This window comes from Bradyrhizobium sp. UFLA05-109 (assembly GCF_054185165.1).
Genome location: NZ_JBBIAR010000015.1, coordinates 74,985 through 96,708, shown reverse-complemented (window position 1 = coordinate 96,708; position 21,724 = coordinate 74,985). Strand labels below are relative to the sequence as shown.

The 21,724-nt window shown below is 60.9% G+C and carries 14 protein-coding genes; 2 read left to right on the top strand and 12 right to left on the bottom strand.

Going from position 1 to position 21,724, the window contains the following annotated elements; all coding sequences use genetic code 11:
• Nucleotide 1: 1 nt before the first annotated feature.
• The 9 genes from Q3C01_RS13580 to Q3C01_RS13540 form a co-directional block, all read right to left on the bottom strand.
• Entirely contained in the window at nt 2–1,684 is a 1,683-nt protein-coding gene (locus tag Q3C01_RS13580) for a hydantoinase B/oxoprolinase family protein (protein WP_458145824.1), read from the bottom strand.
• A 13-nt stretch (nt 1,685–1,697) separates the two neighbouring features.
• Entirely contained in the window at nt 1,698–3,764 is a 2,067-nt protein-coding gene (locus Q3C01_RS13575) for a hydantoinase/oxoprolinase family protein (RefSeq protein WP_458145823.1), read from the bottom strand.
• Between the two features lie 241 nt (nt 3,765–4,005).
• Complete coding sequence (nac, locus tag Q3C01_RS13570; protein ID WP_458145822.1) at nt 4,006–4,944, bottom strand: nitrogen assimilation transcriptional regulator NAC; 939 nt, start codon at nt 4,942–4,944, stop codon at nt 4,006–4,008.
• Nucleotides 4,945–5,088: 144 nt separating this feature from the next.
• Entirely contained in the window at nt 5,089–6,297 is a 1,209-nt protein-coding gene (locus Q3C01_RS13565) for an aspartate transaminase (RefSeq protein ID WP_458145821.1), read from the bottom strand.
• 64 nt (nt 6,298–6,361) lie between these two features.
• The gene (locus Q3C01_RS13560; protein WP_458145820.1) at nt 6,362–7,102 is read right to left on the bottom strand and encodes a branched-chain amino acid ABC transporter ATP-binding protein; all 741 of its coding nucleotides are present in this window, start codon (nt 7,100–7,102) and stop codon (nt 6,362–6,364) included.
• Nucleotides 7,095–7,865 (bottom strand): ABC transporter ATP-binding protein, encoded by a 771-nt coding sequence (locus Q3C01_RS13555; protein ID WP_458145819.1) that lies wholly within the window; start codon nt 7,863–7,865, stop codon nt 7,095–7,097. The genes Q3C01_RS13560 and Q3C01_RS13555 overlap by 8 nt, the downstream gene beginning before the upstream one ends.
• Nucleotides 7,862–8,848 carry a branched-chain amino acid ABC transporter permease gene (locus Q3C01_RS13550; RefSeq protein ID WP_458145818.1) on the bottom strand — a complete coding sequence of 329 codons (987 nt, stop codon included), beginning with the start codon at nt 8,846–8,848 and terminating at the stop codon, nt 7,862–7,864. The genes Q3C01_RS13555 and Q3C01_RS13550 overlap by 4 nt, the downstream gene beginning before the upstream one ends.
• A gap of 45 nt (nt 8,849–8,893) precedes the next feature.
• Nucleotides 8,894–9,766, bottom strand: a complete 873-nt coding sequence (locus tag Q3C01_RS13545) for a branched-chain amino acid ABC transporter permease (protein WP_458145817.1) — start codon at nt 9,764–9,766, stop codon at nt 8,894–8,896.
• Between the two features lie 20 nt (nt 9,767–9,786).
• On the bottom strand, nt 9,787–10,971 hold the full coding sequence (locus Q3C01_RS13540) for an ABC transporter substrate-binding protein (RefSeq protein ID WP_458145816.1): 1,185 nt from the start codon (nt 10,969–10,971) through the stop codon (nt 9,787–9,789).
• A 667-nt stretch (nt 10,972–11,638) separates the two neighbouring features.
• On the opposite strand from Q3C01_RS13540, the gene Q3C01_RS13535 reads away from it, so the two are divergent.
• On the top strand, nt 11,639–11,830 hold the full coding sequence (locus tag Q3C01_RS13535; protein WP_458145815.1) for a hypothetical protein: 192 nt from the start codon (nt 11,639–11,641) through the stop codon (nt 11,828–11,830).
• Nucleotides 11,831–12,001: 171 nt separating this feature from the next.
• On the opposite strand, the gene Q3C01_RS13530 is transcribed toward Q3C01_RS13535, so the two are convergent.
• Together Q3C01_RS13530 and Q3C01_RS13525 are read right to left on the bottom strand one after the other, a co-directional pair.
• Nucleotides 12,002–12,208, bottom strand: coding sequence for a hypothetical protein (locus Q3C01_RS13530; RefSeq protein WP_458145814.1), 207 nt, complete (start codon nt 12,206–12,208; stop codon nt 12,002–12,004).
• 106 nt (nt 12,209–12,314) lie between these two features.
• The gene (locus Q3C01_RS13525; protein ID WP_458145876.1) at nt 12,315–13,022 is read right to left on the bottom strand and encodes a L,D-transpeptidase; all 708 of its coding nucleotides are present in this window, start codon (nt 13,020–13,022) and stop codon (nt 12,315–12,317) included.
• 744 nt (nt 13,023–13,766) lie between these two features.
• On the opposite strand from Q3C01_RS13525, the gene Q3C01_RS13520 reads away from it, so the two are divergent.
• Nucleotides 13,767–19,277: a trifunctional serine/threonine-protein kinase/ATP-binding protein/sensor histidine kinase gene (locus tag Q3C01_RS13520; RefSeq protein ID WP_458145813.1), complete on the top strand. Its 5,511-nt coding sequence runs from the start codon at nt 13,767–13,769 to the stop codon at nt 19,275–19,277.
• 297 nt (nt 19,278–19,574) lie between these two features.
• On the opposite strand, the gene Q3C01_RS13515 is transcribed toward Q3C01_RS13520, so the two are convergent.
• Nucleotides 19,575–21,440: a PAS domain-containing sensor histidine kinase gene (locus Q3C01_RS13515; protein WP_458145812.1), complete on the bottom strand. Its 1,866-nt coding sequence runs from the start codon at nt 21,438–21,440 to the stop codon at nt 19,575–19,577.
• Between the last annotated feature and the right edge of the window lie 284 nt (nt 21,441–21,724).

The window sequence follows — 21,724 nt, the reverse complement described above, 5'->3', positions numbered from 1 at the left end:
TCTACTCGGCAGCCGTCGCCGCCAGGCTTGAGCATTGATAGCCGTAAAACTGCCGTGCAGCCGCGGCCGTAATCAACCCCTCAGCGACGTCGAGCGCGATCGATGCTGCGCTGCGTTCGGAGGTCTTTCCCCATCCGCCACCGCCGGGCGTCTCGACCTCCAAGCAATCGTCGGTCTTCAGGACGACCTTACCCTTGGGAAACTGTGGTTCGCTATTTTTGGTCACCTTGCCGGCACTACCGGATTGCCCGCCGACGACGCCGAAACAGGGATGACGCACGCGCTCGGAGGCGAGGTAGATGCTCATCGGATTACGCCCGAGATTGCGCAGCACGACGCGCTGACCGAGGCCGCCACGGCTCTTGCCTGCACCGCCGGAATCCGGAATCAGCTCCTTGCATTCGGTGAGCACAGGGACGGCAATCTCGAACATCTCGATCGCCGTCACCTTGCAGTTGGACGGGAAACTCAGTGTGTCGAGACCATCGAACTCCGCGCGCGCACCCTGGCCGCCGTGAAAATTCTGGACCGAGCTGTATTGCGAGCCGTCATCGCGCTGGCCAACGCAATTCGCCGCCCAGATTGGAGCGCCGCCGCTATCGGCCATGACCATCCTCGGCACGACACTCTCGAGGGCCTTGAAGATCAGCGAAGGAATGACATGGCCGATCAGGTTTCGTGAGTTTCCGGCGGTCCACTGCTGCGGATTGAGGATGGAGCCGAGCGGTGCTTCGTCGGTTATCGGCGTGATGCAGCCCTCGTTGTTCGGCGTGTCGGGGTCGAGCAGGCATTTCAGCGCATAGACCGAATGGGCGTAGCGATAGTTGGTGCGACAGTTGATCGAGTGGAGCACCTGGTCCGACGTTCCGGCGTAGTCGACGTGAATGGAGTCGTCACGGACGATGACGGATGCCTTGAGCTTCACATCGGTGTCGTAGCCGTCGAGCAGAACCTCGGCCGTATAGGTTCCATTCGGCCATTGCCGGATAGCCTTGCGCGTCTGCGCTTCAGATCGCGTGTGGATCGCATCCGCGAGTCCATCGACGCCGTCGAGATCGTATTCGTCCAGGAACTTCACCAGTTCGCGGCCCATGACGTTGTTGGCCGCAACCATGGATTCGAGGTCGCCCATCACCTCGGTCGGGAGGCGGACGGAGGCGGCAATGATGTCCAGCACGTCCTTGTTGGGAACGCCTGCCTCGTGCAGTTTCACGATTGGGAAGCGAATGCCCTCCTCGAAGATGTCGCTGGCCTCTGAATGCAAGGGGCGGCCACCGATGTCGGGGAGATGGGCGATCGAGCCCGCATAAGCAACGATCTTGCCCTTCCTGAAGATGGGCGTGATCATCGTGACGTCAGGGAGATGGCCGGTGCCGATCTCGGGATCGTTCGTTGCCAGCACATCGCCCTCTTGCAAGGTTTCGGGCGGGAACTTCGGCAGAAAGTACTTTTGAGCCGCCATCGGCAGCGACGTGATGAATACCGGAATCGACCAGGTGCATTGGGCGAGCGCCCTGCCGCGGCTGTCCAGCAGCACGGTCACATAGTCATGGTTCTCGCGCACGATCGGCGAGAATGCCGTCCGTCCGAGCACGATGTCGGCCTGGTCGGCGATGAAGATCAAGCGATTCCACATCACCTGAAGGTTGATTGGATCATTGAAATCAGCTCGATTCACGGACATTGCGCGTCAGTCCTTAAGCGATGTTGATGATGAGATTGCCGTGGGCATCGACGTGGGCCTTGCCGTCCGGTCCGACCACCGCGGTCGACTCTCTCTGCTCGACGATGGCAGGGCCCTGGATTTCCTCGCCGACCGGCAATTTGTAGTGATCGTAGACCGGCGTATCGGTGTAACCGCCGAGCTCATTGAAATAGACCGCGCGGGTGCTCTTTTTGGCTTCGGCAGCCTGCCTGCTGTGCGGCCGGGCAATCTGATCCTTCTGGCCGCTCGAGCGCAGACGCCAGGTGATAACCTCGACCGCCGAGCCGGCAACGGTGCGGCCAAACAGCTCGCGATACAGCTTGTAGAAATTGTCGACGAGCTGCTTCAGAAACTGCTTTGGCGGCAGACTGCGATCCGGTACAGCCACCGTGATCTCATGTCCCTGACCGACGTGACGCATATCGACCGTGTAGCTGTTGGTGATCGCATTCGGTGCGATGCCGGCGGCAGTAACGACTTCCGCCCCCTGAGCCGCAAGATCGCCGAGCAAGCGATCCATGGTCTCGAAATCCCAATTGTCGAGCTGCATCGGGAAGCTCGCGGAGAGATCGACAGCAACAGGGGCGATGAGCAGCCCGATGGCCGAAGTGACGCCTGCACCGGTTGGACAGATGATCCGCTTGATGCCGAGCTTGCGCGCGATGCCATAGGCATGCACCGGACCCGCACCGCCAAAGGCCACCATCGGCAGGCTGCGAGGATCGACGCCGAGGTCGGTTGCATGAACGGCGGCCGCCTTGCTCATGGATTCATTGACGAGGTCGTGAATGCCCCAGGCGCAGCGCGGTACGCTGACTTCGAGAGAACCGGCGAGTTTGGCCATCGCGGTCTCCGCCGCAGCCTTGGAGACCTTGAACGAGCCGCCTACGAAGGACTCGGTACCCATGTAGCCGAGCAGAATGTCGGCATCCGTCACGGTCGGCTCGGTACCGCCACGCTGATAGGCGGCCGGCCCGGGAAGCGCGCCGGCCGAGCGCGGCCCGACATCGAGCAGGCCAAGCGGGTTCTTCGCAGCAATCGAGCCGCCTCCGGCGCCGATCTCTATCATGCGGATCGACTGGATCTTGAGCGGGAAACCCGACCCTTTCCGAAAGCGATGATAGTGCGCGACTTCAAGGTCGGTCCCGACAGTCGGCTCGCCATTCGGAATCAGGCACAATTTGGCGGTGGTGCCACCCATGTCAAATGAAAGAACGCTGCCCTCGCCCGCAATGCGGCCGAATTCGGCTGCAGCAACGGCGCCGGCTGCCGGACCCGACTCTATCAAACGCACCGGCAATTCCGCGGCGCGACGGCTTGGCACGAGGCCGCCCGACGAGGTCATCCACAGAACCGGCCGCTCGATGCCCTTCAAGGCGAACTCGCGCTCGAGGTGCGCGACGTGGCCCGACATTTGCGGACGCGTATAGGCGTTGACGACGGTCGTCGAAGCTCGGTCGAACTCGCGAACCTCCGGACAGACCTCGGAGGACAGCGAGACGAAGATGTCAGGGTTCTCTTCCCGAAGCAGCGCAGCGATCCGCTGCTCATGAGCAGGATACTTGTAGGCGTGGAGCAGGCACACCGCGACGGACCCGATACCCTCGTCGCGCAACCGACTGGCGATCTCCCGGACGGTCTCTTCCTTCAGCGCGGTGACAACATCGCCATCGGCCGACATCCGCTCTACCGCGCCAAAACTGTTTGCACGCGTGACCAGCGGGTCCGGATATCTGAGATTGAGGTCGTAGAGATCGTAACGTCCCTCGTTGCGGATCCGCAGCATGTCCTGGAAACCGGCCGTCGAGATGAAGCCGGTCTTGACGCCCTTTCGCTCCAGCACGGCGTTGGTGACGACGGTCGTTGCGCCGAGCACCTGAAGCTTGTCGAGATCGACCACATCGCCGAACTGCTCGAGCAGATCGGACACGCCGCGAACCACGGCCTCCGCCGGATTGTTCGGCGTGCTCAAAACCTTGTGCAGATGCAATTCGCCCTTGTCGTCCAGCAACGCAAAATCGGTGAAGGTTCCGCCGGTATCGAATGCGAGCTTGGCCATCTTTTTCCTCGAAGCGAACGTCTCGGACGACGCTGATCCGTCAAATTTTCCCTGCTGACCGTGCGATCAAGGCATCGAGTCAAATGCGGATTCCACGATGTTTTCGAGGGTAAGAAATGCGGTCGCGGCCGGCCACCACAACTCCGATCTGCCGCCATAGGTTTTGTTTATGGCGTCCAGAACGCGGCATATCGGCTTCGAGCACACGTGCTCGCCTCTCTGCGGCGACCTGGGCTCGAACCTAGACCATCCGGATGCCCTGCGGATGGTTGCGCATGAGCTTCTCGACAACGGTGAGAAGTACGGACCGAGTAGCAAGCGCTGGTTCGGACAGCGGCAAGTGATCGGACACGCACAGCGAAACTGTAGCCTCGATCGCCGGACGGACAAGTCGCCGCACTTCGACACCAGGAAAGCTCGATGCGCTCGCGGCCACCGAGGCCGGCAGGATCGTCGAACCGAGCCCTTCCGTCACCGCCGCGCCCAACGCGGAAACCGACTCGATCTCAGATACGACGTTTGGCGTCACCCTGGCCCGCGCCAGGGATTCGTCGATCAGCCGTCGCAGGAAATGCCCCTGGCCCGGCAGCAGCAGCTTGACATCGGCCAGCGCCGAAAGCTGCAGCGGCTCATCCTTTGACTTCTTCGCGGCCGCCTCGGCGCGGGATACCAGATACAGCTCTTCCCGAAATAGCGGCTGGAGCTTCACGCCCTTGATCGGACCCGAACCGTAGATCATGGCCATGTCCATCTTTCCGGTCATGATGAGTTCGCTCAGCACATGGCCGAAACTATCGTTGATATGGACGATGATCTGCGGATGAAGCCTGGACATCTCCTTCAGAAGCGGCAGGGACAGCGTGCTGGAGGCCGAATAGGTCGCAAGCCCGATCGACACACGCCCGGCTAACGCCTTGGTCGATTGATCGATGTCGATCTGCGCCTGCTCGATCTGCTTCAGCAGCAACTGAGCATGGCGATAGAGAATGAGGCCCGCCTCGGTCGGAACGATGCCCTGATTGCTGCGTAGCAGCAGCTTGTGCTTGAAGTGGCTCTCGAGAGCGGCGATCTGCTGAGAGAGCGCGGGCTGTGCCGTACGCAAAAGGCCGGCCGCCCGCGATACGCTGCCGGCGTCGACGACCTTAACAAAGCTCTTCAGCTTCTTGAAATCGACGCTCATCTGGCGAACGCTATTCCTGGACCGGGACCGAGGGCGGCAAGTCAACTCCCCTCCGACAGTAGGCACTATCCTTTATCTAGGCTGTTGATTTCAACGGGAGTCTTGCCCATGCGCGGTCGATTTTGCGCCGCTGGCGTCTGACTCTCAGCGCAGCGCCTTGCAGGCCTTCTCGATGCGGTCGCAGGCCTGCTTGATCGCATCCATCGAGGTTGCAATCGACAGGCGGAAATAAGGTGAAAGTCCGTAGGCCGCACCTTGCACTGCGGCCACGCCGACGTCGTCCAGCAGGTAGAGCACAAAATCAAGGTCGTTCTCGATGACCTTTCCGCCAGGTGTCGTCTTGCCGATCACGCCGGCGCAGCCTGGGTAGAGATAGAAGGCCCCGTCCGGAACGAGGCACGACAAGCCAGGCATCGCGTTCAGTCGCGCGCACGCATAGTCGCGCCGTTCCTTGTAGAGCTTGACGCTTTCGCGAACGAAGGACTGGTCGCTTACGAGCGCATGGGCGGCGGCGGCCTGACTGATAGACGATGGGCACGACGACATCTGCGATTGCAGCTTGTTGATCGCGGCGACGAGCGGCGCAGGACCCGCCGCATAGCCGATCCGCCACCCGGTCATTGCGTAGCTCTTCGAAACGCCGTTGGTGAGAAGAATGCGCTCCCTTAATGCCGGCACGGCGGCCGCCAGCGTGGTCGCGGGCTCGTCGCGATACCAGATCTGGTCATAGATGTCGTCGGACAGCACGAGGACATTGGGATGCCGCAGCAGGACAGCTCCCAGTGCTTCAAGGTCCGATCGCGAGTAGGCAGCGCCCGTCGGGTTCGAGGGTGCATTGAGAATCAACCACCGCGTCCGCGGCGTGATCGCCGCCTCGAGTGCATCCGCCGTCAGCTTGAAACCCTGGTTCTCGGAGCACCGCACGATGACCGGCTTGCCGTCATTGGCAATAACCATGTCGGGATAGGAGACCCAATAGGGCGCCGGGATGATGACCTCCGCCCCCTCCTCCACGCTTGCCATCAACGCGAGGAACAGGATTTGCTTGGCTCCGCCGCCGACACAGATTTCGTTGTCGGAATATTGAAGCCCCAGCCGCCGCTTGTAATCGGCAATGATCGCCTTGCGCAGGCTGACGGTGCCGTTCACCGCGGTGTACTTCGTCTCTCCGCGATCTATCGCCTCGTGCGCCGCCGCCTTGACATGGTCCGGGGTATCGAAATCCGGCTCGCCGATCGCCATGTCGATGATGTCGCGACCCGCGGCCTTCAGTTCGCGAACACGCGCGGAAGCCGCTGTGGTCGGTGAGATCTTGATGCGCGAGACGCGCGCGGCCGGCACGAAAATCGTCACTGTGGTCGTCCTCTCGAGTTGCGAATGGTGCCACGGCCGCCGCTCGGCGAGGCCGCGATGATCATCAATGTTCGACGTCGGTTTCGCCGCGCATGCGGCCCGTCAGGAACAGCTCGCCCAGCTCATCATGGGTAATATCCGCAGGACGGCCGTCCCATATCACCTTGCCCAGACGCAGGATGACGGCGCGCTGTGCCACCGCCATGGCCTTCTTCGTGTTCTGCTCGACGAGCAGAATCGTCTGGCCGGCGGCATTGATACGAAGCAACTCATCGAAGACGATTCCAATGGCCGTGGGCGATAGTCCGACCGACGGCTCGTCAACCAGCAGGATCTTGGGCCGCTGCAGCACGGCCATTGCGACCTCCAGCAATTGCTGCTCGCCGCCGGACATGTTTCCTGCAAGCGTGTTGCGGCGCGTCTTCAAAATCGGAAACAGGTCATAAACATAGTCGCGCTCCGCCTTCACCCGGCTGTGGCGCAGCGTATAGGCGGCCATCTGAAGGTTCTCGTCGACGGTCATGACCGGGAAGTTGCAGCGTCCCTGCGGAACCCAGGAAATGCCTTCGGCAAGGATTGCGCGGGACTTGTAGGCGCTGATGTCCTTGCCCCGCCAGTTGATGCTGCCGCCCTTGATCGTCGTCATGCCATAGAGAGTCTTCAGGAGCGTCGACTTGCCTGCCCCGTTCGGCCCCATCAGGGCGACGAACTGTCCCTGGGGTACGTCGAGATCGACACCGTTGAGGATATCGAGCGAACCGTAGCCCGCGCGCAGGTCCTTGATCGAGAGAGAGGTTTCAGCCACCGAGATAGGCCTCCCGCACCGCCTGGTTTCGGACGATATCGTCTGGCGTGCCCTCTGCGAGCTTGCGTCCCTGGTCGAGCACGACCACGCGCCTGCACAGGCTCGTCACCACGTCGATGTTGTGCTCGATGATCAGGAAGCTGACGCCGAAGGATGTATTGGCAAGACGGATGCTGTCGACCACACGCTCGATGAGCTTTGGGTTGATGCCGGCCATCGGCTCGTCGAGCAGGATGAGTTTTGGCTCGGGCATGAGCATCGAGGCGAACTGGATCAGCTTCTGCTGGCCTCCGGAAAGCTTGCCCGCGGGCTGGAAACGCACGTCCCACAGGCCAGCGATCCTGATCAGTTCGCGCGCCCGCTCCCGCAGTGCCGCCACGCGATTGCGGGCTGCGGCCCCTATTCCGAATGTCGACAGGATGCCGGGGAAGGTGAACATCTGGCCGGCGATGACAAGGTTTTCCTCGATATCGAGCGCGCTGAACACCACCGTCTTCTGAAAGGAGCGCAGCATACGGCCTTCGCGGGCGATGTCATTCAGCGACCACCCTGTGATGTCCTGGCCGTCCAGCTTAACGGCTCCCGCGCTCGGCCTGGCAAGCCCGGTCACGCAGTCGAAGAACGTCGACTTGCCCGAGCCGTTAGGCCCGATAAGCCCGCAGATCTCACCGCGATCGACGTGAAGATCGACGCTGTCGATCGCCCGCACAGCACCGTACGACTTGCAGAGACCGGAGATTTCGAGGATCGGGAGCCCGGTCATTTGCGCCTCTCGAGGAACGACCAGAACCGGCCGATGAGCGGTGCGAACCCGCTCGGAAACCAGAACACAAGGCCGAGCAGACAGAAGCCGTAAGCGATCATGCGCAGTTCAGGCGCGACGCGAAGTGCTTCGGTGAGGCCGACAAACAACAAGCTTCCGAAGATCACGCCCGTGATGGTCCCAGCCCCTCCTCCGAGCACGATGATCAGCATCGTCGTCGAATAGTACATCTGAAAGGTGAGTGGGCTGACCACGGTGAGGTAGTGCGCATAAAGGCTGCCGCCGAGGCCGGCAAAGGCGGCACTGATCATGAAGACCAGCAGCTTGTAGTGCCAGGTCGGAATGCCGACGGATTCGGCCAGCGTCTCGTTCTCGCGAATGGCGATCATGTTCCGCCCTGCCGGCGAGCGGACGATCAGATACGCGATCAGCGTGGCGAACGCGGCGATCGCGAGGACCAGATAATAGAAGCCGACCGTTCCGGAGACCGTGAACGAGGCCGGGCCCAGCGCGAAATAGGGCTTTGGAATGGCCGCCAGCCCCATGTCGCCGCGGGTCAGGCTGATCCAGTTCTTGGCGATGGCCTGGCCGATGATGACGAAGCCGAGCGTACACATCACAAAGGACGTGGCGCGCAGCCGCAGCGCGGGAATCCCGAGCGGCAGCGCGATGGCGCCGGCCGCGATGCCCGCCGCGAGGAAGTTCACATAGAAGGGCGTGCCGAAATGCACCGCGAGCAGCGCGGACGTATAGGCGCCGATACCGAAGAAAGCCGCTTGCGCCAGCGACAATAGCCCGGTGTAGCCGAGCAGCAGGTTCAACCCGTGGGCCGGCAGCAGGAAGATCAGCGCGATGATGATTGCGTGCAGGGGATAATTGCCGAGGAAGAGTGGAGCGGCGCAGGCGAGCGCCGCAAGTGCGACACCAAACGGAAGACGAAAGTCCCGCCCCGGGATCGGCAATGAGAGTTCGGCTGGCGTCATGTTCTGCACTCGAACGATCTCAAGAAGCTGTCTTCACTGCAAAAATCAAAACCGTGCCTGGGCCGAGAACAGCCCATGCGGCCGCCATATCAGAACCAGCATCAGGGTCGCAAATCCAACTGTGTCGCGGAACTGAAGGCCGACATAGGTCGCAACCAGGCTCTCCGCGATGCCCAAAATCATCGCCGCGACGAACGTGCCGCGAACGTTGCCAAGTCCGCCCATGATGATGATCGGCAGCGTCTTGAAGGTGATGAGCTCGCCCATGCCGCCATAGACGCTGACATTCACCGGCGCGGTCAGGACGCCCGAGAGTCCGGCGAGGCAGGCGCCGAGGATGAACGTCCACAGCGCGACGTGGCGGACGTCGATACCGACCACCGCGCAGCACTCGATGTTCTGCGAGACCGCGCGCATGGCCTTGCCCATGCGGCTGTAGGTGACCATCAGCTCGAGGCCGACGAACACGATGAGGCCGACGATGATGATCAGCACGCGCTGCTCGGCGAGCGTGAAGCCGAACAGCGTCACCGGCTCGATGTAGCCGCCGGAGAAGAACTTGTAGCTGCCGCCGAACACCAGGATGACGGTGTTCTGCAGGATAAGCGCCACACCGAGCGTGGCGAGCACCCCGGCCTCCGCCGGAGCGCCCACGATCCGCTGCATCACGAAATTGCCGACGACGACGGCGATCAGCGCCGTCGTGACCACGCCGATCACGACCGCGACCGGATAAGGCAGGTCGAAATGATCGATCGCGAACCACGCCCCGAACGTGCCGAGCATGTAATATTCGCCATGGGCGAAGTTGATGGCGCGCAGCACGCCGAAGATCATCGTCATGCCGACGGCGACGATCGCGTAGACCGATCCGGAAACGATACCGTTAACGACCTGCTCGATGACCGTGTAGAACATGTGACCCGCCGTCCGTTGCGCTACTTCGGATAGTCGATCTCGGCCGTGTAGGCTCCCTTGATCGCGGGCTTGCCGTGCTCGATCTCAAGCAGAATCATCGGCAAACGGGCCTGATTGTGATCGTCGAACGTCACTTCTCCAACCGCGCTTTCGTAGTGGATGGCGGAGAGCGCGGCGCGGACCTTCTCGCGGTCGATGCTCTGGGCCTGCTCGATCGCCTTGGCCAGCAGGTGTACCGTCTCCCAATGCACATAGGCGTGATTGTTCGGCGCCTCGCCGTACTCGGCGATGAACTTCTCGACGAAAGCCTTGCTCTTCGCGGAATCATACGCCGGAAGCCAGGCCGCTGCCTCGATGGCTCCTTCGAGCGCTTTCGGTGCCGCCTTGATCGTGCTCGCGGTATTGAACTCAGCGTTGCCTATCAGCGGAATCTTGCCGGCGATCCCGACTTCGATCATCTGGCGCCCGACGATGGGCGTCGAATCTGCGTTGCCGTACATGATGATGGCCTGGGCGCCGGAATCGCGGATCTTGGAGAGCACGCTGCGGAAATCGACTTCACCTTCCTTGTAGTAATCCTCAGTCAGAATCTGGCTGTTGAAGCGAGGCAGGTACTTCTTGGTGAAGGCGATGGCCGCGCGCCCATAGTCGGTGTCGACCGAGAGAACGGCGTATTTCGTGAAACCCTTTTTCTCGGCGGCGTATTGCAGCACGATCAGCGCGCGGTTCTCGTCGGTCGGATAGTTGCGATAGGTCCATTTGAAGCCGCCCACACCCGCCTTGTAGGTAATCATCGGGTTGGACGAGGCCGCGTTGAGGAGCAGAACACCCGCATCCTCGGCGACCGGCTGCATGGCCAGCGTGACCGAGCTGGAGACGTCGCCGATGATGTAGTCGACCTGACTCTGGTCGATCAGACGCCGCGTCGCCGAAACGCCCTCGACTGGCGTTCCCTGGCTGTCCGCGGGCAGGACGTTGATCTTGCGCCCGCCGACGCCTCCCGCTCCGTTGATCTCTTTCGCCGCCATCTCGGCGCCGCGCAGCGAAAACGCGCCATACCGGGCGTTCGGGCCGCTCATCGGCGCGACGAGGCCCAGCTTGATCGTGCCGTCTTCACTTCGGGCGAACGCACCGGAGGAAATGGTCTGAAGTCCAATCAAGGCAGTTCCAACGCAGAATCCACGTCGGCTCAAGTCAATCGTCATTTCCCCGCTCCGTTGCTGCCAAACTTTGTGCACCCGCTCTGTCCGCCGCCTTTTTGTTCTTGCCCTTGGAATTTTTTGCTGCGGCCGGCGGTAAAAAATAGATTTGCGTCCAGTCGCGGGGGAAGCACGACTGCGGTCTGCCGCCATAGCGAATTTTTATGGCGGGCAGCGAGCGTCTTGGCAGAGCGTCTGCGACCCAGACCTCTGGATCTTTGTCAGCGCTGTGGTCCGGTGGTCAGCGACGAAGCTCGCTGCTTGGCAACCTTCAATCGTGGCGCCGCTCGCGTCTTATCCAGCTTGCCGGCGACTGCATTCCTCGGTCGCTTCCTGGAACCGTCCAGTTGCGCCGCCGAGGTCGGTTCTGACACTCGCACATCCCCAGCTTGTCACCGTAGCTAGTATTGCGCGCCCGCGACGCTTCTCGAAAGCCGCCCGAAACTGCAAAAGTTTGGCCGTTCCGGTTTGGAGGAGCAGAGCACGCGTTAGTCGATGGTGCCGGAAGGACCGAAGCTTTTGACCTTGGCAGCTTCTCCACACCCACGAGAGGCAGTAGCTCGCGGCTGCTCTGAGCCACGAGCGCGCCTAGGGTTTGTGATGTAGGTCACGACGCGAACGAACCCAAGAGAGCCACACTCTTCTTTTCCTAAACCATTTGCAGGAACGAGGCATGAGTAACGAACTTCACGAACTATCCATCGGCGATCTCGATGAGGTTAGCGGTGGCATCTATACGAACTTCACCCCTGGCCAGGCCATTGTGCCATCCATCCCCATACCGCCGCCCTTGCTGGGGCTCTTGGGGTCCGGCCCGGTCGTCCCTGGAGGGTACGGCCCGATCGGCACCATCAACCCTCAGTAGCGCGCGCTCTTAATGCAGGCGGCGTCTCAAGCGCCGTCTGCGAGGTGGCTCGTATGTTAAGGCCCGCCAGCGTGAACCGGCGGGCCTTATGCTTCATCGGTGCTCTTCCGGCATCAACACGCTGTAGAGCTTGGCGAGCCCAGCAGGCGAGCCTGACGCGGGCTCGCAGGATCAGGAGCTGGGCGAGCCGCATTCCAGCCGCTCCTTGATCAGATCGAGGCGTGCTCCGATTTGCAGCACGACTTGATGCATTCCGTCGATGGCGGTGTCTGCATCAGGGCCGGCCAGGACCACGGCAAGCAGTCCAACGAGGTTTGATGTTTCCCTGAGCAAGTCGAGGGGCAAGCGGACCAGCGCGCAGATCGCAGCCGATGCCACCCTCCAGGCTCATAGCCGGACGGCCGGCGCCAAGGTGGCGAAGTCAAGCCGACGGCCTTCTCGGAGAGCTACTGGCGGCGCCTGGACCGGCGGCCGACGCCGTTGCCTATACCGGCAGCACTATCACCTTCGTTTTGACGGGCGTTCGCGAATAGAGGTCGAGCATGTCCTGGCTGAGGAGGCCGGTACAACCGCTCGTAATGCCGTTCCCGATCGTTTCAGGGTCGCTAGTGCTATAGATCGTGTAAAGCGTGTACGCCCCATTTTGATAGAGGTAGAGCACGCGAGCACCAAGTGGATTGTCAAGACCTCCCGGCATGCCACGAGCATATTTGCCCGCCTCCGGCTGGCGCGCGATCATCTCCCTGGGTGGCGTCCAGGTAGGCCATTCGGCTTTGCGCCCGACATAAGCCTCCCCGTTCCACCGGAACCCATCGCGGCCGACATTGGCTCCATAGCGGGTCGCGTTTCCCTCGCCTTCAATGCGGTAAACGTAGTACTTGCCGGGATCGATGATAATCGTACCGGGCGCCTCATTGCTGTCGTAGCGCACTGTCTTGCGAAAATATTTCGGATTGATCTTACTAACATCGACAGCAGGTATCGGGAATTTCTCGTTGGGCACGGGCCCGTAGACTTTCTCCGCCTCGGCCAGGCTCATGTAGTCGGATGCGCAACCGGCCAGGCCCAGTGCGGCGAGACCGGCAGCGGAGCCGAACAGAAACGCCCGGCGGTTGACAAGCCGCGACCGATGACCAGGCAGAGTCCCCTCACCCATCGCGCCGGCGTCGGCAATTCCACGGTCCATAAACATGATTTCGGATTTCCCTTGTCCCGTTGTGCGGCCGGAGAAGACTTTGGCATACAGTAGGAGGGGCGAGAAAAAGTTCTTCGTCAATCGAGCTTGAAATCTCCTTGACCAGCAGACGGCCTTGTGAGCCTCTCCCGAGAACAATGCGAGAACTCTCGTCTTGAATGCGGCTGACTGCGTTACAACGCAGCGCCGCAAGATCATGCCGAAGCTTGGCGTAAGCAGGTATGGGCGTGCAAACTCTGCTTGAGCGACGCCTCATCGGCGCCGCCTAAGCAACTGCACCAAAAGTGAGTCAGATCCAGCGACTTGCGGGGGCGCTGGCATCAACCCAGCTAGGGCTGCCTTTGAGCTACGATCAAGCGCGTGAGATCGCAGAATATCTTTGTTCGGCGCGCCAAATCGTGCAGTGGCGCCTGCGAAACCACCCGGTCTCTTTCTCCGGCGCTGTCTTAGCCGTGCTGCGTCGACTTGATAGAGCTGGACGCGGTTCGAGGGGGCAAAGCAGACGTCGGTTAGATCGGTTCGCCACAGCCGCTTTTTGACTCAAAGCGGGCTTGATGGCGCTGAAATGAATGCTTGCGACAAATTCGTCCTATCCGTCACAGATGAACGTTGGGAAATGCTATTGTACCGTCGCCACTGTGCTCGCTGGTCGCGACGCGCTATCGCTTGACCCATCAAAGGTCACCTTATTCGGACACTCGACTGAATTCCGAATGAAACCTGAATGATGGAGACCGACCGATGCTCACCACTGATCCGGACAGTAGTTCACAGGTTTTGTGGGAGGACGGAGAACGCGTCTTCTGCCGGGGCTGGCGCACCTGCGATGACGGCAACCGGAGCGCAGTACTGGTTGTATTGCCCGCCACCGAGCACCCGTCGCGCTCGAGCCTCGACCGCCTTGCTCACGAATACGCCCTCAGGGATGAACTGGATGGGACGTGGGCGGTGCGGCCGCTGGAACTCACGAGCGATGGAGCTCGGCCGATGCTGGTGCTCGAGGATAAGGGCGGCGAGGCGCTTCATCGGCTCCTGGGCGCACCGATGGATGTGGGACGCTTCCTGCGGCTGGCCATCGGTTTCGCTGCGGCTCTCGGCAGGCTCCATCAGCGGGGCCTCGTCCACAAGGACATCAAGCCGGCCAATATCCTGGTCAATGGCACGACTGGCGAGGCGCGGCTCACCGGATTCGGGATCGCATCGCGGCTGCCCCGCGAGCGACAGGCGGCCGGGCCTCCCGAGACGCTGGCCGGCACTCTCGCCTACATAGCCCCCGAGCAGACCGGACGAATGAACCGTTCGATCGACTCCCGCAGCGACCTCTATGCGCTCGGCGTCACCTTCTACGAAATGCTCACTGCCACCTTACCGTTTACCGCCACCGATCCGATGGATTGGGTGCATTGTCACCTCGCAAGGACTCCGCTCTCGCCCGCCGATCGGCTGAAGGAGATCCCCAGTGTCGTCTCGGCGATCGTCATGAAGCTGCTCGCCAAGACGGCCGAAGATCGCTACCAGACCGCGGCCGGTCTCGCCAGCGACCTTCGCAGATGTCTGATCGACTGGGAGGCTGGGCGCCGGATCGACGATTTCGCGCTTGGCGAAGACGACATGCCCGACCGACTCCTGATTCCCGAGAAGCTCTACGGGCGGACAGGCGAGGTCGAGGCCTTGCTCGCCTCCTTCGACCGCATTGTGGGCGGCGGCCCTCCGGAGCTAGTGCTGGTCTCCGGCTATTCCGGCATCGGCAAGTCCTCGGTGGTCAACGAGCTGCACAAGGCGCTGGTGCCACAGCGCGGGCTGTTCGGCTCCGGCAAGTTCGATCAGTTCAAGCGCGACATCCCTTATGCCACGTTGGCGCAGGCCTTTCAGGGGCTCGTCCGGCCCCTTCTTAGCAAGAGCGAAGCGGACCTTGCGCATTGGCGACTTGCATTCCGGGAGGCGCTGGGACCGAATGCGGGATTGATCGTGGCTCTTGTTCCCGAGGTGACGCTCGTCATCGGCGAGCCGCCGCCGGTCCCTGAACTTGCGCCATTGGACGCGCAGCGGCGTTTCCAGCAGGTGTTTCGGCAGTTCATCGGCGTCTTCGCCCGGCCGGAACATCCCCTGGCGCTCTTCCTCGATGACTTGCAATGGCTCGACGCGGCGACCCTCGACTTGCTGGACGATCTTCTGACGCGCTCGGACCTGGGGCATCTCCTGCTGATTGGTGCCTACCGCGACAATGAAGTCACTGCGGCACATCCGATGATGCGGAAGCTCGACGCGATCAAGGGCGCTGGCGGAATAGTCAGCGAGATCACGCTCGGGCCGCTTGCCTCAGAGCATCTCAGACAGCTGATTGCGGACGCCCTTCGCTGCGAGCCGGAACGCAGCGCGCCGCTCGCGGACATGGTGCACGACAAGACGGATGGCAATCCGTTCTTCGCCATCCAGTTTATTGCTTCGCTCGCCGATGAAAGGTTGCTTACCTTTGATCATGATGCTGCGCGCTGGTCCTGGGATCTCGATCGGATCCGCGCCAAGCGTTATACCGACAATGTGGTCGACCTTATGGTCGACAAGCTGACACGCCTGCCCGTCGAAACGCAGCAAGCATTGCAGTTGCTGGCGTGCGTGGGCAGCAGCGCGGAGTTCGATCTGCTTGAGATGCTTTCGCGGCAGTCGACGGAGGAGATGCATGACCGGCTGTGGGAAGCAGCCCGCGCCGGCTTCGTCTTCCGCACGGAGCAGTCCTACCGTTTCCTTCACGACCGGGTGCAGGAAGCCGCCTATATGCTCATTCCTGAGAACCTGCGCCCGGAGACGCACCTGCGGATCGGCTGGCTGCTCGCGGCGCACACACCGCCGGAGGAACGAGAGAAGGCGATATTCGAAATCGTCAACCAGCTCAACCGCGGCGCTGCATTGATCGCCTCCCTAAACGAGCGTGAGCAGTTGGCCGAGCTCAACCTGCTTGCAGGGCAGCGGGCCAAGTCGTCCACCGCCCATGCCTCGGCGCTCAAATATTGCACCGCAGGCTTGATGCTGCTGACGGATGATCGCTGGGAGCGTCGGCGCGAGCTCGTCTTCGCGCTCGAGTTGCTCCGGGCCGAATGCGAATTCCTCACTGGGGAGCTTACCGCCGCGAACAAGCGCCTGGCGATGCTCTCAATCCGCGCCGCCAGTGCGATGGAGCGAGCGATCGTCGCGTGCTTGCGCATCGACGTGCACACAACCCTCGACAGGAACAGCGACGCGGTTGCGGTGGGCCTCGAATATTTCCGGCACCTGGGCATCGAATGGTCGGCACATCCGACGCAAGAGGAGGCCCGAAGCGAATATGACAGAATGCAATCGCAGCTCGGAGAGCGCGCGATCGAGGATCTGATCGAACTGCCGTTGGTGAGTGACCCGGCGTCCCTCGCCACCTTTGACCTTTTGCTGAGGCTCGGGCTGCCGGCACGGGTGACGGATGTGAATCTCTATTCTTTGACGGCTTGCCGCGGCGTCAATCTCAGTCTCGAGCGCGGCAACTGCGACGCTTCGTGCGCCTTCTACAGTCGCCTTGGAGTGATCGCTGGTCCGTGTTTCGGCGACTACCAGGCCGGGTATCGCTTTGCCCGACTTGGTTATGAACTGACCGAACGGCGCGGATTGAGGCGGTTTGAGGCCAAAACCTATCAACTCTTCGGCGACGTCCTGCCCTGGACGAAACATGTCAAGACAGGTCGCGATCTGCTGCGCCGCGCCGTCGTGTCGTCCAACCAAAGCGGCGATCTTACCAATGCGGTCGTCAGCTGCAGTCATCTGATCACCAACATGCTGGCGGCAGGTGATCCGCTCATTGAGGTGGAACGAGAGGCCGAACGTAGTCTCGCGTTTGCGCAGAAGGCGGGGTTCGGCTTTATAGCCGATGTTATCGCTACCCAACTTGCTCTGGTCAGAATGCTGCGCGGGTTGACGCGAACATTTGGCTCATTGGACGGCGATGAGTTCGACGAGATTGATGTAGCGCATCGACTATCGACGAATCCGAATCTGGTCGTCGCCGAGTGTTGGTATTGGATCCGCAAGCTTCAGGCGTGCTTCATCGCGGGAGATTACGCCGCTGCCGTTGAGGCATCATCGGAGGCACAACGCGTGGTGTGGACGGCGCGGTCGTTCTTCGAAGACGCGGAATTTCATTTTTATGCCGCGCTCTCACGCGCCGTGTTTTGCGACGACGCCCCTGCTGACCAACGCCAGAATCATGTCGATGCTCTGGCCGATCACCACCGTGAGCTCTGTGTATGGGAGGCGAATTGCCCGGAAAACTTCGAGAATCGCGCCGCTCTTGTCGGTGCGGAGATTGCCCGGGTCGAAGGCCGTGTGCTTGACGCCGAGCGGCTCTATGAACAGGCCATCCGCTCGGCGCAAGATAACGGCTTTGTCCACAATGAGGCGATCGCCAGCGAGCTGGCCGCCCGCTTCTACGCAGCGCGCGGCTTCGAAACCATTTCCCGTGCGTATTTGCGAGAGGCTCGTTCCTGCTATTTGCGGTGGGGGGCAGCCGGCAAAGTGCGGAACCTCGATCAGCTGCATCCGCGCTTGACGCTCGACGAACGCGCGTCGACTCCAATGGGCACAATCGAAGCGCCGGTCGAACATCTGGATCTCGCCACCGTCATCAAGGTGTCACAGGCGATATCGGGCGCCTTCGTCCTGGAAAAGCTGCTCGAGACTCTCATGCGCACCGCGATCGAGCAATCGGGCGCCGTGCGAGGTCTGCTCATCCTTTCGCACGCGGACGAGCCGAGGATCGCTGCGGAAGCGACAACCGGCGAGACCATCGTCGTTGAGTTGCGCGACGAGGCGTTGACTGCAATCTCGTTGCCGGAGTCGGTTGTCCACTATGTTCTACGGGTTCGGGAGAGCATCATTATCGACGATGCCGCAGCCAATACTCCGTTTGCAGATGATCCCTACATCCGTCAGCGCCACACCCGCTCAGTTCTATGCATGCCGTTGCTAAACCGAGGCCAACTGATCGGCGTCCTCTACCTCGAGAACAATCTGACCCCACACATTTTTGCGCCCGCCCGGATCACAGTGCTGAAGCTGCTGGCCGCGCAGGCCGCGATCTCGCTCGAAAATACCCGTCTGTACTGCGACCTGGCAGAACGCGAGGCCAAGATCCGACGCTTGGTCGACGCCAACATCATCGGTATCGTGATCTTCGACTTCAAAGGCCAGATCATCGAAGCCAATGACGCGTTTCTGCGCATTTTGGGATTCGACCGTAACGACCTCGATTCTGGTCGCATGCGCTGGCTGGATCTGATAGCGCCGGAGTGGCACGACCGAGCGGCTCACACGTTGCGGGAAATAAGGACAACCGGGAGCGCACAGCCGTTCGAGAGGGATTACGTCCGGAAGGATGGCAGCAAGGTTCCTGTGCTGATCGGCGCGGCAAGCCTTGAGCCACACGCGACTCAGGGCGTCGCTTTTGTGCTTGATTTGACTGAACGCAAACGTGCGGAATCCGAGGCGCGTGAGAGCGAGCGACGCTATCGCGAAACGCAGTTGGGGCTCGCGCACGCGAATCGCGTTGCGACAATGGGCCAGCTCACGGCGTCAATTGCTCATGAGGTCAGTCAGCCGATCGGCGCCACAATTGTCAACGCGGAATCGGCACTGCGTTGGCTGAATCGTGATGTGCCGGATTTGGACGAGGCGCGTCGGCTGCTGGCCAGGATCAAAAGTGACGGTAGCAGAGCTGGAAACGTCGTCAGTCGAATTCGTGGCCTCGTCGAGAAGACTCCACCGCGGAAAGAGCACTTGGATATGAATGAAGCGATTGGTGAGATCATCGACCTCGCACAGGGTGAATCCAGGAAAAGCGGCGTCTCGGTAAAAACGCAATTTGCCGAAGGCCTGCCCGCCGTAACCGGTGATCGCACCCAACTGCAACAAGTGATGCTCAACCTGATCTTGAACGCAGTGCAGGCCATGAGCGAGGGCGATCGGGACTTGCGCGAGCTACAGATCAGCACCCAGGCGAATTCGCCAGATGGTGTGCTTGTCTCGGTCCGGGATTCGGGGTCGGGCATACGCCCGGAAAACCTCGATCGTCTTTTCGATCCGTTTTACACAACAAAGTCGACCGGAATGGGGATGGGATTGGCAATCTGTCGCTCAATTGTGGAAGGACACAGGGGGCGAATATGGGCGACGGCGAACATCCCGCGGGGCACTGCGTTTCATTTCACGATCCCTGCCGCTCCCCAATAGATGGCGGTGCAAATCGCAACTGCGCTTCATCTGCGGTTCCGCACGTGCAGGAATAGCAGGTTTTGGCCCTTCGGAGATAAACGGGGCCGGCCGAACGTCCGGTTTGCGCCAGAAGCGGCCCTCCCCCGCACGTCGCAGTTTGACCCACAGCGGTCATGGGGCGCCTCCGGTGCCACCGGGCAAAGCCGGCGCGCTCGCCGGCCGTTTCATACGGCGTCGGCGCGCCTTTGCCTGCCCTTGCAAACTTTGCCCTGGTCACAGCCATGTTTGCCAGGAGATTGCTCCGCCTATGCTCTCTCAGGCAGACACTCTTCTCGGCTCTGATTGAACAGGCAGCGCGAAATGGAAGGTTGCGCCCGGGCCAGCGTTAGCGACAGCCCAGACGCGGCCGCCATGGGACTCGACAATAGAACGAGTCAGCGCCAGGCCCATCCCGGTGCCCTGGGGTTTCGTCGTAAAGAACGGGTCGAATATGCGGTCAAGGTTTTCCGTCGGCAGCCCTACTCCGGTGTCGCCGACCGAAATTACTACGTTTCGATCGGCAGTCAGTTGTGACCCTATCGTCAGTTCGCCCCCTCTGTCCCTCATAGCTTCGATTGCGTTAAGCACGAGATTGATCAACACCTGCTGCAATTGCACAGAATCCGCCATCACCTTTGGAAGGCCATCCGCTAGTTCGAGTCGAACTGTTACGGAATTTCCCATCATTTCACCACGCACCAGCATGATCATCTCTTCGATCAGTTTGCTCAAATCGACCAGCTCCCGTCGATCCGGAACGTCTTTTTTGTAGAAAGAACGAACACGGTCGATCACCTCGACCGCCCGGGTTCCGTCTTGCTCAATCCGCTTTGCTGATGCGCGCGCCTCTTCTGAATTTGACGGAACTTGATCAATCCAAATCTGACAGGCTTTGGCGTTCAAGATGACCGCTGCAAGAGGTTGTTTGATTTCGTGAGCCAATGAAGCGGCCAGCTCTCCCAACATGCTCACCCGGTTGACATGCGCGATATCTGCCTCAAGCTTATGCAATCGTTCGCGCTCCTGCTGGGAGCGCTTGCGTTCAGTGACGTCCAGTGATGTGCCTACGACTTCAACGACGTTCCCGATCTTGTCCAGAACAGGACGACGAACACTTTCGATGTATTTGATCGCGCCGTCAGGCAGTACGATTCTGTACTCCAGCAGACGCTCTTCTCTTTGACGGACGCCCTCAAGGGTCCTTCCTCTGACCAGATCACGGTCCTCCGGATGGACTCGCTGAAACAGCGTTTCAAAATCCGGCATGCCGTCGGCGGGATCCAAAGCATATATTCGGAAGATTTCTTCCGAGCAGTGCAGCATCCGATCACGGCGGGGATCCCACGCCCAACTACCTGTACGAGTCAGCCTTTGTGCTTCGGCCAGATAAGCTTCACTCCGCCGAAGTGCATCCTCGGCATGTTTTCGTTCAGTTACATCGACCGACGTGCCGAGCACTTCATTGACATTCCCCTGTCCATCCATGACAGGACGGCGGACACTTTCAACGTATTTGAGGGTCCCGTCAGGCAGCACAATTCTGTATTCAAACAGGCGCTCTTGCCTGTGGCGAAAAATCTGCACGGTGCTCTCTCTTACCCAGTCACGATCGTCCGGGTGCACCCGCTGTGAGAGCATCTCAAAGGTCGGTACGCCGTTCCCCGGATCCATTCCATAGATCCGGAAAACCTCCTCAGAGCAGTGCAGCAGCCTATCCTGTCGTGGATTCCACGCCCAGCTGCCCGTATGCGTCAACTTTTGCGCTGCGGCCAGGTATGATGCGCTCCGACGCAACATCGGCTCTGCGCCGTTCCCGTCGGTACCGTCACGGATCGCGGCGAATACCCACATCCGATTGCCGCTCCGGAAGGGAGTGAGGCTAATTTCCACCGAGAACTCGCTTCCGTCTTTGCGCAATCCGTACAATTGCCGGCGGGCTCCCATTGGGCGCAAGCTTCGGTACCGTTCCGGTATAAGCGTTTCGACGTCTTTGCCTAAAAGCTCCTCGCGGTCATAGCCAAACAGCTCTTTGGTTTGGGCGTTCACGAGCAAGACGTTGCCATGCACGTCCGTGACCACCAAAGCATCGGGCCCGGCCTCCAAAAGGACTACAAATTCGGCGTCCGTCAGAACGTGCGCCACGTTCGTCATATCCCGAAATGTACCGACCTCTCTCGCTCAGGCTGACCAGACACGCCGCGAATACCTCTTACTGGCGCGTGACCTCTGCAGTCTACCTGAAACATTATAAGGCGGTCTCGCAGCACGAGCAAACCTCGACGAGACGACTCGGACGCCATGGCGAGCGGCCGAGGTTTGCTGCGGTGCATGAGTCCGTTCACGGCCCATACCGGACATTGGGAATGACATACTGGCACCCGCCGGTCGGCAGCGGCGGCTTGCAACCGCTGCCATGGGCATAACAC

Bases quoted from the DNA above. Each gene is read 5' to 3' on its own strand.
- Q3C01_RS13525 (WP_458145876.1), bottom strand. From the start codon at position 13,022: ATGTTTATGGACCGTGGAATTGCCGACGCCGGCGCGATGGGTGAGGGG.
- nac (WP_458145822.1), bottom strand. From the start codon at position 4,944: ATGAGCGTCGATTTCAAGAAGCTGAAGAGCTTTGTTAAGGTCGTCGAC.
- Q3C01_RS13545 (WP_458145817.1), bottom strand. From the start codon at position 9,766: ATGTTCTACACGGTCATCGAGCAGGTCGTTAACGGTATCGTTTCCGGA.
- Q3C01_RS13550 (WP_458145818.1), bottom strand. From the start codon at position 8,848: ATGACGCCAGCCGAACTCTCATTGCCGATCCCGGGGCGGGACTTTCGT.
- Q3C01_RS13540 (WP_458145816.1), bottom strand. From the start codon at position 10,971: ATGACGATTGACTTGAGCCGACGTGGATTCTGCGTTGGAACTGCCTTG.
- Q3C01_RS13555 (WP_458145819.1), bottom strand. From the start codon at position 7,865: ATGACCGGGCTCCCGATCCTCGAAATCTCCGGTCTCTGCAAGTCGTAC.
- Q3C01_RS13520 (WP_458145813.1), top strand. From the start codon at position 13,767: ATGCTCACCACTGATCCGGACAGTAGTTCACAGGTTTTGTGGGAGGAC.
- Q3C01_RS13580 (WP_458145824.1), bottom strand. From the start codon at position 1,684: ATGTCCGTGAATCGAGCTGATTTCAATGATCCAATCAACCTTCAGGTG.
- Q3C01_RS13535 (WP_458145815.1), top strand. From the start codon at position 11,639: ATGAGTAACGAACTTCACGAACTATCCATCGGCGATCTCGATGAGGTT.
- Q3C01_RS13575 (WP_458145823.1), bottom strand. From the start codon at position 3,764: ATGGCCAAGCTCGCATTCGATACCGGCGGAACCTTCACCGATTTTGCG.